The 15,854-nt window shown below is 57.9% G+C and carries 23 protein-coding genes and 1 tRNA gene; 13 read left to right on the forward strand and 11 right to left on the reverse strand.

What is annotated here, in order from left to right:
* Positions 1–18: 18 nt before the first annotated feature.
* From ACR0AJ_RS02745 to nthA, 3 genes are read right to left on the reverse strand one after another with little or no spacing between them, the layout of a single operon-like run.
* Positions 19–357: a nitrile hydratase accessory protein gene (locus tag ACR0AJ_RS02745; protein ID WP_170348283.1), complete on the reverse strand. Its 339-nt coding sequence runs from the start codon at positions 355–357 to the stop codon at positions 19–21.
* A complete protein-coding gene (gene nthB, locus ACR0AJ_RS02750; protein WP_170348282.1) occupies positions 354–1,031 on the reverse strand; it encodes a nitrile hydratase subunit beta in 678 nt (225 codons plus the stop codon). The genes ACR0AJ_RS02745 and nthB overlap by 4 nt, the downstream gene beginning before the upstream one ends.
* Positions 1,028–1,642, reverse strand: a complete 615-nt coding sequence (gene nthA, locus ACR0AJ_RS02755) for a nitrile hydratase subunit alpha (protein WP_170348281.1) — start codon at positions 1,640–1,642, stop codon at positions 1,028–1,030. The genes nthB and nthA overlap by 4 nt, the downstream gene beginning before the upstream one ends.
* A 150-nt stretch (positions 1,643–1,792) precedes the next feature.
* On the opposite strand from nthA, the gene secG reads away from it, so the two are divergent.
* The 10 genes from secG to ACR0AJ_RS02805 all read left to right on the forward strand — a co-directional run bounded on the left by secG (position 1,793) and on the right by ACR0AJ_RS02805 (position 10,027).
* Positions 1,793–2,158 (forward strand): preprotein translocase subunit SecG, encoded by a 366-nt coding sequence (gene secG, locus ACR0AJ_RS02760; RefSeq protein WP_170348280.1) that lies wholly within the window; start codon positions 1,793–1,795, stop codon positions 2,156–2,158.
* Positions 2,159–2,317: 159 nt separating this feature from the next.
* On the forward strand, positions 2,318–3,961 hold the full coding sequence (locus ACR0AJ_RS02765) for a CTP synthase (RefSeq protein WP_170348279.1): 1,644 nt from the start codon (positions 2,318–2,320) through the stop codon (positions 3,959–3,961).
* 101 nt (positions 3,962–4,062) lie between these two features.
* Positions 4,063–4,836 (forward strand): isocitrate lyase/PEP mutase family protein, encoded by a 774-nt coding sequence (locus ACR0AJ_RS02770; protein ID WP_480646284.1) that lies wholly within the window; start codon positions 4,063–4,065, stop codon positions 4,834–4,836.
* Positions 4,837–4,957: 121 nt separating this feature from the next.
* Positions 4,958–5,407, forward strand: coding sequence for a tellurite resistance TerB family protein (locus ACR0AJ_RS02775; RefSeq protein ID WP_170348277.1), 450 nt, complete (start codon positions 4,958–4,960; stop codon positions 5,405–5,407).
* Between the two features lie 20 nt (positions 5,408–5,427).
* Positions 5,428–5,865, forward strand: coding sequence for a tellurite resistance TerB family protein (locus tag ACR0AJ_RS02780; RefSeq protein ID WP_170348276.1), 438 nt, complete (start codon positions 5,428–5,430; stop codon positions 5,863–5,865).
* Positions 5,862–6,602, forward strand: coding sequence for a phosphate/phosphite/phosphonate ABC transporter substrate-binding protein (locus ACR0AJ_RS02785; protein WP_480646282.1), 741 nt, complete (start codon positions 5,862–5,864; stop codon positions 6,600–6,602). Before ACR0AJ_RS02780 ends, ACR0AJ_RS02785 begins: the two co-directional genes overlap by 4 nt.
* A gap of 137 nt (positions 6,603–6,739) precedes the next feature.
* The gene (locus ACR0AJ_RS02790; RefSeq protein WP_480646280.1) at positions 6,740–7,516 is read left to right on the forward strand and encodes an ABC transporter ATP-binding protein; all 777 of its coding nucleotides are present in this window, start codon (positions 6,740–6,742) and stop codon (positions 7,514–7,516) included.
* Positions 7,517–7,550: 34 nt separating this feature from the next.
* Positions 7,551–8,264 carry a transporter substrate-binding domain-containing protein gene (locus ACR0AJ_RS02795; RefSeq protein WP_170348273.1) on the forward strand — a complete coding sequence of 238 codons (714 nt, stop codon included), beginning with the start codon at positions 7,551–7,553 and terminating at the stop codon, positions 8,262–8,264.
* Between the two features lie 72 nt (positions 8,265–8,336).
* Positions 8,337–9,224: an ABC transporter permease gene (locus tag ACR0AJ_RS02800; RefSeq protein WP_170349373.1), complete on the forward strand. Its 888-nt coding sequence runs from the start codon at positions 8,337–8,339 to the stop codon at positions 9,222–9,224.
* Positions 9,221–10,027, forward strand: a complete 807-nt coding sequence (locus ACR0AJ_RS02805; protein WP_170348272.1) for an ABC transporter permease — start codon at positions 9,221–9,223, stop codon at positions 10,025–10,027. The genes ACR0AJ_RS02800 and ACR0AJ_RS02805 overlap by 4 nt, the downstream gene beginning before the upstream one ends.
* A gap of 103 nt (positions 10,028–10,130) precedes the next feature.
* Here ACR0AJ_RS02805 and ACR0AJ_RS02810 read toward each other — a convergent pair.
* Both ACR0AJ_RS02810 and ACR0AJ_RS02815 read right to left on the reverse strand, forming a co-directional pair.
* Positions 10,131–10,207, reverse strand: a tRNA-His gene (locus ACR0AJ_RS02810).
* Positions 10,208–10,254: 47 nt separating this feature from the next.
* Positions 10,255–10,737, reverse strand: coding sequence for a GNAT family N-acetyltransferase (locus ACR0AJ_RS02815; protein ID WP_480646278.1), 483 nt, complete (start codon positions 10,735–10,737; stop codon positions 10,255–10,257).
* A gap of 77 nt (positions 10,738–10,814) precedes the next feature.
* Between ACR0AJ_RS02815 and ACR0AJ_RS02820 the strand changes: the two genes are divergently transcribed.
* Complete coding sequence (locus ACR0AJ_RS02820) at positions 10,815–11,003, forward strand: DUF6324 family protein (RefSeq protein WP_226688614.1); 189 nt, start codon at positions 10,815–10,817, stop codon at positions 11,001–11,003.
* A 4-nt stretch (positions 11,004–11,007) separates the two neighbouring features.
* Here the strand turns inward: ACR0AJ_RS02820 and ACR0AJ_RS02825 are convergent, their stop codons facing one another.
* On the reverse strand, positions 11,008–11,439 hold the full coding sequence (locus ACR0AJ_RS02825; protein ID WP_170348269.1) for an MmcB family DNA repair protein: 432 nt from the start codon (positions 11,437–11,439) through the stop codon (positions 11,008–11,010).
* Positions 11,440–11,554: 115 nt separating this feature from the next.
* On the opposite strand from ACR0AJ_RS02825, the gene ACR0AJ_RS02830 reads away from it, so the two are divergent.
* Together ACR0AJ_RS02830 and ACR0AJ_RS02835 are read left to right on the forward strand one after the other, a co-directional pair.
* A complete protein-coding gene (locus ACR0AJ_RS02830) occupies positions 11,555–11,875 on the forward strand; it encodes an ArsR/SmtB family transcription factor (protein WP_170348268.1) in 321 nt (106 codons plus the stop codon).
* Complete coding sequence (locus tag ACR0AJ_RS02835) at positions 11,872–12,297, forward strand: SRPBCC family protein (protein WP_170348267.1); 426 nt, start codon at positions 11,872–11,874, stop codon at positions 12,295–12,297. Before ACR0AJ_RS02830 ends, ACR0AJ_RS02835 begins: the two co-directional genes overlap by 4 nt.
* Positions 12,298–12,512: 215 nt before the next feature.
* Here ACR0AJ_RS02835 and ACR0AJ_RS02840 read toward each other — a convergent pair whose 3' ends face one another.
* The 5 genes from ACR0AJ_RS02840 to ACR0AJ_RS02860 all read right to left on the reverse strand — a co-directional run bounded on the left by ACR0AJ_RS02840 (position 12,513) and on the right by ACR0AJ_RS02860 (position 15,722).
* On the reverse strand, positions 12,513–12,818 hold the full coding sequence (locus ACR0AJ_RS02840) for a hypothetical protein (protein WP_170348266.1): 306 nt from the start codon (positions 12,816–12,818) through the stop codon (positions 12,513–12,515).
* 59 nt (positions 12,819–12,877) lie between these two features.
* A complete protein-coding gene (nusB, locus tag ACR0AJ_RS02845; RefSeq protein ID WP_170348265.1) occupies positions 12,878–13,360 on the reverse strand; it encodes a transcription antitermination factor NusB in 483 nt (160 codons plus the stop codon).
* Positions 13,357–13,908: a 6,7-dimethyl-8-ribityllumazine synthase gene (locus ACR0AJ_RS02850; protein WP_170348264.1), complete on the reverse strand. Its 552-nt coding sequence runs from the start codon at positions 13,906–13,908 to the stop codon at positions 13,357–13,359. Before ACR0AJ_RS02850 ends, nusB begins: the two co-directional genes overlap by 4 nt.
* A gap of 2 nt (positions 13,909–13,910) precedes the next feature.
* On the reverse strand, positions 13,911–15,032 hold the full coding sequence (gene ribB / locus ACR0AJ_RS02855) for a 3,4-dihydroxy-2-butanone-4-phosphate synthase (protein WP_170348263.1): 1,122 nt from the start codon (positions 15,030–15,032) through the stop codon (positions 13,911–13,913).
* Positions 15,033–15,134: 102 nt separating this feature from the next.
* Entirely contained in the window at positions 15,135–15,722 is a 588-nt protein-coding gene (locus ACR0AJ_RS02860) for a riboflavin synthase (RefSeq protein ID WP_170348262.1), read from the reverse strand.
* Between the last annotated feature and the right edge of the window lie 132 nt (positions 15,723–15,854).

Consider the following 15,854-nt stretch of genomic DNA (forward strand, 5'->3'; position numbering starts at 1 on the left):
GCGGGGGCAGCGCCCCTCCTATTCGCCTGCCGCCAAATGCACCGGTTGACCGTGTGGCGTCGTCAAATAAGCCTCTTCCCAAGCATTTCTCATGCGTTGAATGTCACCTGGTAACGTCGAACCTTGTTCGACCAACAATTGCTCCAAGTTCTCCAGCCACGCGTGAAAATAATCATTCCCGCCATCCAGTTCCTTGTCCAACCCGTGCAATTTCAAAGTATGCGAAAATCGATCGGCCCAATCTGACCACTCGAATTGTCCAGCTTCGTTCAATGCAACTGTCAGGGCGAAGACCTGCGCATGCCAGGGTTCGGCAAAAACCGGCTCTGGTGCGGAATGGGTGGTACAGGTGCTCATACGGGCTCCAGATAGCTTTGCCACAAGTCCAGAACGACCTCGTCTTTGGGATGCTCCGGGTCAGCCCACAACTCGGACGCGGCAAATGCCACCGCATAAAGGGGTTCTGGCGCCTCGCCCAAACCATGTGCATTTGAATCTGGCAACACATGCGTACCGTGCAACCGCAAAATTCGGCCATTTGCACCCGATGCATAGATTGGCAGTCGCGTATGGCCGCCACTCACTAGACGATTGGCTGCCGGATCCACAGTTCGGACATTCTGCCCGACTTCAAACTGTATCGGCACGTCCGAAGCCCGGTCTGCTGGCCCGCCTTTGGCCAAGGCTCCCGAGACGGTCCCGGCTTTCAGAACACGGGCTGCCAACGGGTGTGGGTCGTCGGTGCCTGCGCCCGACAAATCATCCAAGGTCAGCACCCCCTTTTCGACCAGCAGGTCGGCCAGACCGGATATCCACTTTTCATAGTAAGAGAACCGTGCGTAGTCCTTGGGCGACAGCCTTTCGCGCGCGTGGCGCGAGACGTCAATATTCCATTGCCCCAGAAACCCGACCGCCAGCGTCACGGCCAAGGCGCGACCATGCCAGTCCTCGGCAAAGACCGGGGCGCTTTCGGCCTCGGGCGTGACCGGACCGTCCCCAAACCGACCACCCATATCGTGAACACGGGTCATGACGGCACCTTAGGCAGGCCCGTGCCAATCATGCTGTCACGGGTAACAAGCGCAGCAAGGTCCTCTTCTCCCAGCCCTTCTGTGCCTTCCGGGCGCATGGGAAGCACGAGGTAGCGAATCTCTGCGGTCGAATCCCATACCCGCACGGATGATTCTGGCGTCAATTCGACACCGAATTCGGCCAAGACCTTGCGCGGCTCACGTACCGCTCGAGCGCGGTAGGCGTCGGACTTGTACCAACCCGGTGGAATACCCAGCAAAGGCCACGGGTAGCAGCTGCATAGGGTACAAACGACCATGTTGTGCTGTTCCGGCGTATTCTCGACCACTACGATATGTTCGCCCTGCCGCCCGTAAAACCCAAGATCAGCGACAACAGACGTCGCGTCTGCAAGCAGGGCTTGCTTGAACGCAGAATCGCCCCACGCCTTGGCGACAACGCGCGCGCCGTTCTGTGGACCGATCTTGTTTTGATACGTGTCGATAATCTCATCCAGCGCCGCCGGGTCGATCAGACCCTTACGGGTCAGAATCGTCTCAAGCGCTTTAACTCGAAGCGCGGGATCGGGCGGCAACAGGGCGTGCGGGTGGTCGTGATCGTCATGAGGCATGGCCGCAGCCTGCGTTACGTATCATCTGCCTGTCCAGTCCCTTTGCTGTGATCTGGAATATCACCGTTCGTGATGCCAACTCATCCCTTGCCCCCGAAGGCAAACTTGCATAAGTACCACGCGATACACGCCACGCTGTACAGGAACACCATGGAAAACGTCGTTCTCATCATCCACCTCCTCTTGGCCCTGGGCCTGATTGCCGTTGTTCTGATGCAGCGGTCCGAAGGCGGTGGCCTTGGTATGGGCGGTGGTGGCGGTGGCGCCATGACAGGTCGCGCGGCAGCGACCGCTTTGGGCAAGGTGACCTGGATTCTGGCATCCTGCTTTATCGTGACCTCGATCACGCTGACCATTTTGGCGGCTCAGAAGTCTTCGGGCAGCTCGGTTATCGACCGTTTGGGCGTTCCGGCACCTGCGGCAACCGAAGAAAGCACCCCGGCGGTTCCGTCGGCGGATGATCTGCTGCCACCGGCGCAGGGCGACAACGCACCTCTGATTCCTCAGGCCAACTGATCCACAAAACCTAGAAATCTGAAAGAGAGCTGCAACAGCATCTTGCGGTTCTCTTGCGCTATTGGCGCGAATCCTTTATACGTGAAGTCCCGTGATGCAGCGGTTTTTCGGAACCGTCGGGCAGCTGATTTTGACGTCTCACGGGAGCAGCCGAAAAACATGGCGCGTTTTATTTTCATCACTGGTGGTGTGGTTTCGTCCTTGGGCAAAGGGCTGGCTTCGGCGGCTCTGGGTGCCCTGTTGCAGGCCCGGGGATACTCGGTGCGTTTGCGCAAGTTGGACCCCTATCTGAACGTCGACCCCGGCACGATGTCGCCCTTCGAACATGGCGAAGTATTCGTCACTGATGACGGGGCTGAGACTGATCTGGACCTGGGCCACTATGAGCGTTTCACTGGCGTGGCGGCCCGCAAAACCGACTCGGTCAGCTCGGGCCGGATTTATTCCAACGTGCTGGAAAAAGAACGTCGCGGCGACTACCTTGGCAAGACCATTCAGGTGATCCCGCACGTCACTAACGAGATCAAGGATTTCATCGCTATCGGCGAGGATGAAGTTGATTTCATGCTGTGTGAAATCGGTGGCACCGTCGGCGATATCGAGGGCCTGCCCTTTTTTGAAGCCATCCGTCAGTTTAGCCAGGACAAGCCCCGTGGTCAGTGCCTGTTCATGCACCTGACCTTGCTGCCCTACATCAAGGCGTCTGGCGAGTTGAAAACCAAACCGACGCAACACTCGGTCAAAGAGCTGCGCTCGATCGGTTTGGCACCCGATATTCTGGTCTGCCGGTCCGAGGGCCCGATCCCGACCAAGGAACGCGAAAAGCTGGCGTTGTTCTGCAACGTGCGCCCCGACAGCGTAATTGCGGCGCAGGACCTTTCCACCATTTACGACGCCCCGCTGGCTTATCACCGCGAAGGTTTGGATCAGGCCGTACTGGACGCGTTCCAGATCAGCCCGGCCCCTAAACCCGATCTGACCAAGTGGGAAGACGTCAGCGACCGCATCCACAACGCCGAGGGCGAAGTTAAGGTGGCCATTGTGGGCAAATACACTCAGCTCGAAGACGCCTATAAGTCGATTGCCGAGGCGCTGACCCACGGCGGCATGGCCAACCGGGTCAAGGTCAAGGTCGAATGGGTGGATGCCGAAGTTTTCGATACAGAAGACGCCGCCCCCCATCTGGAAGGCTTCCACGCGATCCTCGTGCCGGGTGGGTTTGGTGAACGCGGTACCGAAGGCAAAATCAAAGCGGCGCAATATGCGCGCGAACACAAAGTGCCGTATCTGGGCATCTGTCTGGGCATGCAGATGGCCGTGATCGAGGCTGCGCGAAATGCGGCGGGGATCACCGAAGCCGGGTCCGAGGAATTCGACCACGAGGCCGGGAAAAAACGTTTCGAGCCGGTAGTTTATCACCTGAAAGAATGGGTGCAGGGCAATCACAAAGTCGAACGTAAAGTCGGCGACGATAAAGGCGGCACCATGCGTTTGGGCGCCTATGACGCGGTACTAGCCGAGGGCTCGAAAGTGGCCGAGGTGTACGGTGGCACCAATATCGAAGAACGCCACCGCCATCGTTACGAAGTGGACATCAAATACCGCGAAAAGCTGGAAAAGGCGGGCCTGAACTTTTCGGGCATGTCACCGGACGGACGTTTGCCCGAGATCGTTGAATGGTCAGATCACCCTTGGTTCATCGGCGTGCAATATCACCCCGAACTGAAATCCAAACCGTTTGACCCCCACCCCTTGTTCCGCGACTTTGTGCGCGCAGCCAAGGACAGTTCGCGGCTGGTTTGACCTCGGACAAATCACTGTATTGTGTTGGTCGGCGCGAAACATCTTTACGCGCCGACTATTTGCACGGTTAACTGCCGCCATAGCAGCGACAGGAGACCGGCATGACCAACCAGATTACCCAAGCAGAAGAATTCGCCGCCCTACACAAAAAGGGCGAGCCGGTCATCCTGTACAATATCTGGGATCCGGGCAGCGCCGGGGCTGTCCGCGATGCAGGCGCCAAGGCAATTGCGACTGGCAGCGCGCCGGTTGCGATGGCGCAAGGGTTCGGGGACGGGCAGAAAATCTCACTGGATTCTGCCCTGGACAATGCACGCCGGATCGTTGCCGCGGTGGACCTTCCCGTGACGCTGGATTTCGAAGGCGCATATGCTGAGGATGTGCTAAGCGTCGCCGCCAATGTTCAACTTGCGCTGCAGACCGGTGTCATCGGCTTTAACTTTGAAGACCAAATCGTTGGCACCAGCGACCTCTACGACATCGAAACGCAGGAAGCACGCGTCCAGGCAATGCGCGAAGGCTGCGATGCTGCCGGCATCCCGGCCTTCATCAATGCCCGCACAGATATCTTCCTGAAAGCCAAGCCCGACACTCATGATAATTCGATGCTGGACGATGCGATCGCACGGGCCAAGGCCTATGCCGATGCCGGGGCCAGCGGGTTCTTTGCGCCGGGTCTCAAAGACGAAGGGCTGATCGCTCGGCTCTGCGAATCGACCGAGTTGCCCGTCAACATTATTGCCCTTCCCGGCACCCCCGATACGGCCACTCTGGCGTCACTGGGCGTGGCGCGGGTCAGCTATGGCCCTGTCCCCTATCGGCAGATGCTGGGCTGGCTGCAAGAGCAGGCAAAACAGGCGCTTCAGGCGGGTTGATCCATCCGCAGGTGGATCGCGCTCAGCGTGTTCCTGCCAAATCCGACAGTCTTGCGACCATTCTGCCTATGACGGGTGGTCTGTGCTTGGCGGCCCACAAAATATGGAATAACCTGAGCGCATGTTGAAGAAGTTCTTTCAGGCTTTTCGCCCACCGCAGCACGATAAACTGCCCGACCCGGATGCCGAGCTGGCTCTGGGTGCGCTTATGGTGCGTGTGGCGCAGGCGGATCGTGACTATAAGCTTGAGGAAATCAGCCTGATCGACCGCATCCTTGCGCGGCTCTATCAACACAATGCGATCGAAGCTGCCAAGGTTCGCGCGACCTGCGAAAAGCTGCACGCCGCCGCACCTGAGACGGACACATTCGGCAAGCTGATCCGCGAAACCACCGACCTTCACGAACGCCTTGCCGCGTTGGACGCCCTGTGGGAGGTCGTTCTGGCCGATGGCGATACAGACGAAGGTGAGATTAAGATCGTGGAAGAGGCACGCATCGCCATGGGCCTTAGCTTCAATGACAGCCAGACCGCCCGCGAGCGTGTTCAAAGAAGCTTGGAAGAGCATTAAGCCCCATCTATATCTAACCCATGTTTAGTGATTTCCTGTCCCGGCTGACACAGCCCGCCCCCGACCCGCTTGCCGATGATGATGCCCGTCTGGCCTTGACGGCCCTGCTGGTGCGCATCGCCAGATCCGACAACGACTATGCCGATACCGAGATGGCCCGAATCGACAAGATTTCAGCCGAACGTTATGGCCTGTCCCCGTTCGAGGCCGCCGCCCTGCGCGCCCGGGCCGAAGACCTAGAGTCTGAGGCCCCCGACACGGTCCGTTTCACCCGCGCGATCAAAGAGGCCGTGGCCTATGACGACCGTCTGGCCGTGGTGCAGGCGATGTGGTCCGTCGCTTTGGCCGACGGACAGCGCTCGGGCGAAGAGGATTCGCTGTTGCGGCTGGTGGTCAGCCTGCTGGGCGTCAGTGACGTAGATTCCGCCCTGGCACGTCAAAAGGCCGCCAAGTCGTGATCGCGATGCTGGGCATGTATGACATGCCCGCATTACAGCCTGCGAATGATCGGTTATGGGCGTTGATTCGCGATCACCTGGGCTTTGGCCCGGATCAGCTAACGCGAGACACCGATTTCTGGGATGTCTGGCAACACCCCGACCTGACCTTTGCGCAGACCTGCGGCATGCCTTACCGCACCCGCCTACATGGCAACGTACAGCTGGTCGGCACCCCGGACTATGGGCTTGAGGGGTGCCCGCCCGGTTATTATCACTCCGTTTTTGTGGCCCGAAAAAATGATCCGCGCGATCTGCACGGACTTTCGAACGGCACGTTTGCCTATAACGAGGGCCTGTCACAATCGGGGTGGGCTGCGCCAATGGTTCATCTAGAGGCGCTCAACCTGTGCCCCAAAACCATACTTGAAACTGGTGGGCATGCGCTTTCTGCCGACGCTGTGGCCGATGGCCAGGCTGACTACGCGGCGTTGGATGCATTGACCTGGGAATTGCTCAAGACGCATTCCGACCTTGACGCGTCCCTACGCGAGGTTGGAACGACGCCGCCGACGCCCGCCCTACCCTATATCACGGCCATCGGGCAGGATGCACCAGGTATCGCCCGCGCTGTTCGCGCAGCAATTGATGACCTGAACCCACAAGATCGCGACCTGCTGCATCTCCGCGGCCTGATCACCATCCCTGCCGAGAACTATTTGTCAGTCCCCAATCCGGTCCGAGATTGTGCCATCTGACCCAATCGGTGATCATTTTGGTTAGTACGTTTGGTCAATTTGACGGTTTCAGCACCCGATGATGTCAATTGCGCATTGCATTGCCCCGATTTTTGCGCCCTATTACCGCACCAACACCGACAACACATGGGCCACCCGTGACAGATTCCACTCCCGTTATCGAAATCAAAAACCTCCACAAAAGTTTCGGCCATCTCGAGGTGCTGAAAGGGGTCGATATTACGGCAAGACGCGGGGATGTGGTTTCGCTTATCGGATCGTCCGGGTCCGGCAAATCCACACTGTTACGCTGCTGTAACCTTTTGGAAGACAGCCAGCAGGGCGAGATTCTGTTCAAGGGTGAACCCGTACGCTGGGCCGGTGACCTTCACCATCGCCGCCCCGCCGACCCAAAACAGGTGATGCGCATCCGCACCAACCTGTCGATGGTGTTTCAACAGTTTAACCTGTGGGCTCATATGACCATCCTGCAAAACGTGATGGAGGCCCCGGTAACCGTTCTGGGCCGCGACCCGAAAGAGGTCGAGGATAGCGCCCGAAAATACCTGGCGAAGGTTGGCATTGGCGATAAGTGCGATGTCTACCCGGCGCAGCTTTCGGGCGGTCAGCAACAGCGCGCAGCCATCGCCCGCGGCCTGTGTATGGAGCCCGAGGCGCTGTTGTTCGACGAACCCACTTCGGCACTGGACCCGGAACTGGAACAGGAAGTGATCAAGGTGATCAAGGATTTGGCCGCCGAAGGGCGCACCATGATCATCGTGACCCACGACATGAAAATGGCGGCCGACATCTCAAGCCACGTCGTGTTCCTGCATCAGGGCCTGATCGAAGAAGAGGGCCTGCCAGAAGATGTCTTTACGTCCCCCGAATCCGAACGGCTTCGGGGCTTTCTATCCGCCACTCAGGCGGCTTAACTTCAGGACAGAAAACAAAACTGGGGAGTATCCAATGAAAAAACTGATTCTGACTACTGCAGCACTGGCGCTTGGCGCTGGTATGGCCATGGCAGACACCATCCGCCTGGGCACCGAGGGTGCCTATGCACCGTGGAATTTCGTCAATGACGCGGGCGAGATCGACGGGTTCGAGCGTGAGCTGGGCGATGAGCTGTGCAAGCGTGCCGACCTGGAATGCGAATGGGTCAAGAACGATTGGGATTCGATCATTCCGAACCTGGTGTCGGGCAACTACGACGCGATCATCGCAGGTATGTCGATCACCGACGAACGTGACGAAGTCATCGACTTCACCCACAACTACACCCCGCCGGATCCGTCGGCCTATATCGCCATGTCCGATGGCGTTGATCTGGCAGGCGGCGTGATCGCGGCGCAGACCGGTACTATTCAGGCCGGTTACGTTGCTGATTCCGGCGCAACTCTGGTTGAGTTCGCAAGCCCGGAAGAAACCATTGCCGCCGTACGCGGTGGTGAAGCGGATGCAGTTCTGGCAGACAAATCCTTCCTGGTGCCTTTCACCGAAGATGGCTCGGGTCTAGTCTTTGTTGGCGACGAAGTTCCGCTGGGCGGTGGCGTCGGCATGGGTATCCGTGAATCCGACGGTGAGTTGAAAGAAAAGTTCAACACCGCCATCCAGTCCATGAAGGACGACGGCAGCCTGAACGAGCTGATCACCAAGTGGGAAGTGTCCTCGACCTTCTGATCTTACATTCAGCGGCGCGCCTGATCTTTGGGCGCGCCGCCCATGCGCCCTTGCCAGTCAAAGAGGCCCGCCATTTTCTCGTTCTGCACTGATCCCGAAACACTCGGCACGTTCCGCTGGTTCTCGTGTTATCTGACCAACGGTGTGCATTGGGTGTTCTACCTGTCCTTCTTCAAGGTCTTGCTGTTGCTGGCCATTACGGCGCCGGTCGCGCTGGGTTTTGGGTTTTTGGGCGCTATGGCGGCTCGGTCGCATTTCTTGCCGCTCAGCCTGCTGGGCAAAGGTTATATCGCCGTCGTGCGCGGTGTGCCGGATATTGCCTTCTTCATGTTCTTCGTGATCGCACTGGATCAGGCGTTCGAATGGACTCGTCATCAAATATTGTGCCCGGAATGGACTGATCCGATCCGACAAGGCAATGACTTTATCGTCTGTCAGGCCGCCAAGCTGCCGCTTGGCACTGCCCCCGAATGGGTACACGAAACTTACGGCTTCTTTCTGGCCGTCATCACATTCTCAATCGTTTTCGGCGCCTTTGCCGCCAACGTACTATTTGGCGGTATGCGCGCTGTCCCACGTGCTCAGTTGGAAACGGCCGAGGCCTATGGCATGACCCGCCGCCAGACTTTTTGGCGTATTCTCGTGCCGCAGATGTGGGTATACGCCCTGCCCGGCCTGTCAAACCTATGGATGGTGCTGATCAAGGCTACACCGCTGCTGTTCCTGCTGGGCATCGAAGATATCGTCTATTGGGCGCGCGAGCTGGGTGGGTACAAGAACCCGAAATTCACCCAATACCCGCATGGCGACTGGCGCATGTGGTACTTCCTAGCCCTGCTGGTGTTCTATCTTGGCATGACCCGAGTCTCGGAAATCGGTCTTGAACGGCTGATGCGCCGCCTGTCCCACGGTCAGGCGACCTCGGGCGGAGAGCTGCTGCGCAAGGAGACCACCGCATGAGCTGCTTGCAAACGATCCAGGATTACGGCCTGCGCTCGATCGGGATAGGCGAACGTTTGTTGCCACGAAACGATTTCACCCTGTGCGAACAGTTTACCCTGATCGGCTCGGGCATGATCTGGAACATCTATTTCGGGATCATGGCGCTGGTGACCGGGTTCTTTCTTGCCACCGCGCTTGCCATGGGCAAGGCTTCCACGAATAAGTGGCTGCGCAAACCGGCAGAGTGGTTCATCTTCTTGTTCCGAGGCTCACCGCTGTTTATCCAGTTCTTCTTCGCCTATTTCTTTTTCCTGTCGCTGAAGCAGAGCTATCCGTTCCTCGACGCGCTCACCTCGGCCTGGCTTGGCGCGCTGATCGTGCTGTTCTTCAACACCGCCGCTTATTCCGGCGAGATCTTCTATGGCGCGCTGCGGTCGATCCCCAAGGGTGATATCGAGGCTGCTGATGCCTATGGCATGACAGGCTGGGCACGGTTCCGCCGCATCGTGTGGCCAACCATGCTGCGGCTGGCCTGGCCTGCCTATACGAACGAGGCGATCTTCCTCTTTCATGCCACTACGCTGGTGTTCTTCTCGGCCTTCCCGGTCTGGCAGCAACGTGGCGATGCGCTGTACTACGCGGGCTATTTTGCGGACAAAACATTTAACCCGTTCATCCCCTACCCGATTCTGGCCTTCTACTTTATCCTGCTGACCCTCGTGGTCATCTGGAGCTTTGGTCGCGTGAATAAGCACTTGAACCGACATTTGCCCGCAGAAAAGCGGAGCAAAATGAAGCTGAAACTGAACCTGGCGCGCTAATCACAGGCGCGCCAGTCGTCAAATCTGCCAACAACTACAGCAAAAACAGTCACTGCTCCAAGCAGCACATTTTGCACGTTTTTTCAGACTATATTGAGGGAGATGGTACCGCCTCCCTGGCTTGAACAGGGGACCTCTGGATCCACAATCCAGCGCTCTAACCAACTGAGCTAAGGCGGCACTCGTGAGGGGCGATGTATCGAACGCATCCAAGGAATGCAAGAGGATTAAAGCCGAATTTTCCAGCTTTGTTCGACAAGATCGACACCAAAGGAATGCACTGGCTTACTGTCCAGCAACTGCCATCCATTCGCACGATACAGCGTACAGGCCGCCCTGTGGCTTTCGTGGGTCCAAAGCCGCATTTCCGCGTACCCTGCACCACGCGCATAGCCCATACAGGTGTCCAGCATGCGCTTTCCCAACCCCCTCCCCCGTGCTTCGGGCAGCAACAGAAAGAGCCGTAGTTTTGCAGTATGTTCGTCCAATGCGACGCAGAATATGCTGCCAAGTCTTTGGCCGTCGCTTTCCGCTATCCAGCCGCGTTCACACGTCGGATCATGGCTGGCCACAAAATCCTCCAGAATGCTCTGCACCAAAGCGCCGAACGAGGAATCAAACCCCTCGTCGCGCGCATAATACCGGCCGTGCTGCTCTACTAGCCAGGCTGCATCAGTGGCGCGAAAGGGTCTGATCTGAATATTCTCCATACCTCATCAGACCGCAAAGGCAGCTTGATTCTCAACCCTTTGCGCGTTAGCACGAACACCTAGTCCCGGAGGCGAACATGGGCATCAATACCGAACGCGACATTCAGGCAAACCTGCAGATCGGGCCCACTGATCACGGCATGGTGCGGTTATTCATCGAGGCAGACAACCTCGAAATCCCAATGGATTTCGATCCCGAAGAGGCCGAGGAAATCGCGGATGAAATTCGCGCTGCTGCTCAGGCCGCCCGCGCTGTCCAAAGCTAATCGCTTAAATCCTGGGATCACGTAGCGCTTGCAACCTGCGCGCCGCGTCGGTTGCGAATTTCTGGATCATCTTCTTGCGCCGCGCCGGTGCAACCTTGTCTTCCGGCGCCATGCGCACAATCTCGGCGTCATAAGCGTCGGCGATGATCAGACCGGTTTCCGCAGGAAGCAGATCGGTTGGAAAGTCGATATCGACGGCCCAGAAGAATCGATCACACCACTCCAGATAGCCCTGCCATTTGGAATCGGACTGATAATCAGCTCGGCTGGATTTGCATTCGATCACCCAAAGTTCACCCTTTGGGCCCAGCCCCATTACATCGACACGCAACCCGCGCATCGGCACGAATTCTTCAACTGAAACAAAACCATGCGCCGATAAATGGCGCGCCACGCCGCGGGCTAGCTTTTGTCCGGGTTGCAGATCGAGTGTCATTTTAGAAATGTGAACAATTCGTGAACAAAAATCAAGAACCACTTCAGGCTTGACACGATACCATTTGGTACTGCATTAAATATGATACCAAAAGGTATTACGAATGGTGAAGCACATGCAGCCTCAAACCCAAAACGCATTTCGTGCGCTGGCCGACCCTACCCGCAGGGACATCGTTCAGATGCTCGCCGCGCAGGACATGACCATCGCTCAATTGACCGAACGGTTCGACATGACCCGCGCCGCCGTCAAAAAGCATCTGACTGTCTTGTCGGATGGCGGTCTGATCTCGGTCGAGACACGCGGGCGGGAACGTATCAACCGACTGGAACCAATGGGGATGGCCCCTGTTCTCGACTGGTTCAGCTATTTCGACCAGTTCTGGGACGACCGCCTGAACAAACTGAAAGAAGCCATTGAAAGGAAAGACACATGACACATACCGTTCTGCAAAAAACGATCTTTCTACGGGCCGAGCCCACAACCGTCTGGGCCTATTTGACGGACCCGGACCGTCTGGCCGAATGGTTTCACAAACCCGAACGCCCGCTGGCCGCCGGACAAAAGCTTGAGATGTTCGGAACAACCAGTGGTGATCTGTTGATCTGGGGAGAAGTGCGCGTTGCGCGCCCACCGGAATACCTGGAATACACATTCACCGTCAAACCCATGGGGGACGCCGTCAGCGTGGTGAAATGGACGCTCGAACCCGTTTCGGGCGGTACACGGCTTGCGTTGCAACACGAAGGGCTGCCTCAGAGTGCCGAAGCCTTTGGTCTGATCCTGTCGCTCGATAGCGGCTGGGATGAGCATTTCGTCAAAATGCGCACCGCCCTGCACGAAACAGTCGATGCCTGACCCCTTGTGCAAACCCGCCGCAACCCCTACTTAGGCGCGTGGCGGGTTCTGCCCTTCTTGTGATAGGTAGCATTCTGGTGGCCTTAAGCAATTCCGAGGGGGCTGGCTCTGTTCAGGTCCTGGCCTGATTACCTGGCGCCCACCTGTACATACAGGTCCTCGGGAATCACACCGCACGGTTGACTGGCGGTCCCGCCACATTTTTCTGAACAAAATTACTTCGGCGCAGGCGCGTTCTGTTGAACTGCAACAGGTTCAAAGCTGTGTACGACGGGTGAGCCACGACGCGGACCACCCGGTTTCTCTGCCAAGCTCATGATGGAATAGGCAAATTGAACACCTGCGAAGACAATGCCGTTCATGAACCAGATCATGAACAGCGCTATCAGACCGATATCCGATCCGCTGATCAAACCGCGCAAATTGGCCACGTTAAGCGCCAACAGCACCCCGACAAAGATGGCCGAGATGACAAATCCCCAGATAACCTGAGTGATGTACAATCGGATCAGTTTGGGCATGGCGGACCTCATTGCGCTTGTACAGGTAGTTTAGCGCGTGTCGGACCATGGTAAAGGCGTCAGAACGCCTCGGGCTGGGCCTCGCGCGCCATGTGATCCAGTACGGCGTTGACGAATTTTGGCTCTTTGCCTTCCGGGAAAAAGGCACGGGCTACATCGACGAACTCGGTAATGACGACTTTGGGCGGAGTGTCGCCCTGAGTCAGCTCCGCCCCGGCGGCACGGAACGTGGCGCGCAAGGTCGGGTCGATGCGCGCAATGGGCCATTTGGCGACCAACGCGCGGTCGGTCATCTGGTCAATGGGTGCCTGATAGTTCACGGCGTCCTCGACCAGTTTGCGGAACACGCGGATATCGCCGTCCAACATCTCTTCGCCCTCATAGACAGCGCCGAACCGGTGATCCAGAAACTCATTCACAACCTGTTCGGTCGTCTGACCCGACTGCTCCATCTGGAACAGAGCCTGCACGGCATAAAGCCGGGCGGCGGATTTCATCAGGCGTTTCTGGTTGGCCGGTTTCGGCGCATCTGTCTGGGTCATGCTGTCGTGGGTCCGTTGCTGTCGCCCGCCACAAGGATGGACTCGGACGGGGGCTTGAAGCCAACGCCCTTTTGTGAGGCGCCCCACTTACGGCTGAGCGCGATCAGATGCAAGGCCGCAGCGGCAGCCCCGCCACCTTTATTCATCTTTTCTGGATTTGCGCGGACTTCGGCCTGATCGTCATTTTCCACCGTCAGAATACCATTGCCGATGAGCAGACCTTGCAAACCCATCAGTTGGATGGCGCGACTGGAGTCATTGCACACCGTTTCATAATGCGTGGTCTCGCCACGAATGACGCAGCCCAGCGCGACGTAACCGTCGAAATTGCACTGACGGTCCGCCATAGCAATGGCGGTCGGGATTTCCAACGCGCCGGGTACTTCGACCACGTCACAAGTACCACCAGCCGCTTCGATCTCGGCTTTTGCACCGGCTACCAGATTGTCGGCGATGGCGCGATAAAACGGGGCGACCACAATCAGCAGTTTCGCCGGTTTGTCGAAGGTCGGTGTCGGCAGAACGCCGTGTTTGTCTTGTTCAGCCACGATCAGTCATCCTTAAGGATTGAGCGGGTGCCGACGATGGACAGGCCAAAAGCGTCGAGCCCCAGATATACGGTTTCCGGCGAATCTGTCAGCAGTACCAGCTCTTGGATACCCATCTTGGACAGGATCTGCGCGCCCAGGCCGGTTTGCTTGATGGTGCGCGGGCCTTCGTCCTCGACCGCGTAAAGCGAGTTGCGCGGCTGACGGAACAGGCACACCACGCCGCGGCCCTCTTCGGCGATCTTTTCCATTGCCCGCGGCAGTTCGCGAGAGGATTTCGGGCCCAGACCCAGAATATCGGGTGCTTCGTGCAGGGCGTGTGTGCGGGTCAGCACCGGGTCGGGTGTGGTGATGTCACCTTTGATCATGACGACATGTTCGATGCCGTGGGTCTGATCGGTGAAAATACGCAGCTCCCACTCTCCGCCATATTCCGAGGTAACAGTCTCACGCGATGTTTCGACCACCAGATTGTCATTGCGAGACCGATACGCAATCAGGTCGCTGATCGTGCCGATCTTCATGTCATGTTCTTTGGCGAATTCGACCAGATCAGGCAGACGCGCCATGGTGCCGTCAGCCTTCATGATCTCACAGATCACGCCCGAAGGGTTCAGCCCAGCCAGACGCGAGATATCCACGGCGGCCTCGGTGTGGCCCGCACGGACCAGCACCCCGCCGCGCTTGGCGCGCAGGGGAAAGATGTGGCCGGGGGTGGCGATATGCGCCATCGTGTTCTGTTCGTTAATCGCAGTGGCGACCGTCAATGCCCTGTCAGCGGCGGAAATGCCGGTCGACACGCCCTCACGCGCTTCAATCGAAACGGTGAATGCAGTTTCGTGTCGGGATGAGTTGTTCACCGCCATCATCGGCAGTTCAAGGGCGTCCACCCGTTCGGCCGTCATCGGCAGGCAGATCAGCCCGCGCCCATGTGTGGCCATAAAGTTGATCGCGTCGGCATCGGCAAACTCGGCGGGGATCACCAGATCGCCTTCGTTTTCACGATCCTCGTGGTCGACCAGAATATACATCCGGCCCTTGCGCGCCTCGTCGATGATGTCTTCGATCGGGCTGATCGCGTCGCGCAGCTGGGCTTCGACGGGTCCTGGGGTTTCAAAGCTCATGAGGCAGCCTTTCACAGAGCATGTTTGACCCGGTGGATAGACTACCAGACGGTCAAAGGCCAGAGCACTTGCGGCACCAGGCAATCCCGGCGCGACGTAGTTTCAGGACATTTCGGCCAGGCGCGCGACGTAGCGGGCCAGTGTGTCGATCTCAAGGTTCACCTTGTCACCAACCCCTACATCACCCCAGGTTGTGACTTCCTTGGTGTGGGGGATGAAATTGATACCGAAATCACAATCATCCACATCGTTGACGGTCAGCGAGGTTCCATTCAATGCAACCGAACCTTTTGGCGCGATAAACCGGGCCAGTTCTTTGGGTGCGCGCAGGGTCACGCGCGTGCTGTCGCCTTCGTCCTGCACGGCGACCACCTCGGCCACACCGTCCACGTGACCTGAAACGATATGACCGCCCAGCTCATCCCCGACTTTCAGGGCGCGTTCCAGATTGACGCGCTTACCGACCTGCCAACTGTCCAGATTGGTTTTCGAAACTGTCTCAGCGCTGATCTGCACCTCATACCAATCATCGCCCAGCGCGATCACGGTCAGGCACACGCCATCACTGGCGATCGAGGCGCCGATATCAATTCCTGCCGTGTCGTAATCCGTTTTGATCCGGGCCCGCAGATCGCCTTGCTGATCCAGCTCGGTGACGGTGCCGATATCGGTGACGATCCCTGTAAACATTCTGCTAACCCTCAGCTCTTAACCTGATCCAGTGTTCCAAGCCGAGGTAAGCGCAAGCGGCGTGACGGGCAAGCCCCACCTTGCCGGGAAAGGTTGAAACAGGCATAATTTCCTGAACAAAAAGCAAGAGCA

The sequence above is a fragment of the Ruegeria sp. CJ9 genome (genome assembly GCF_056536625.1).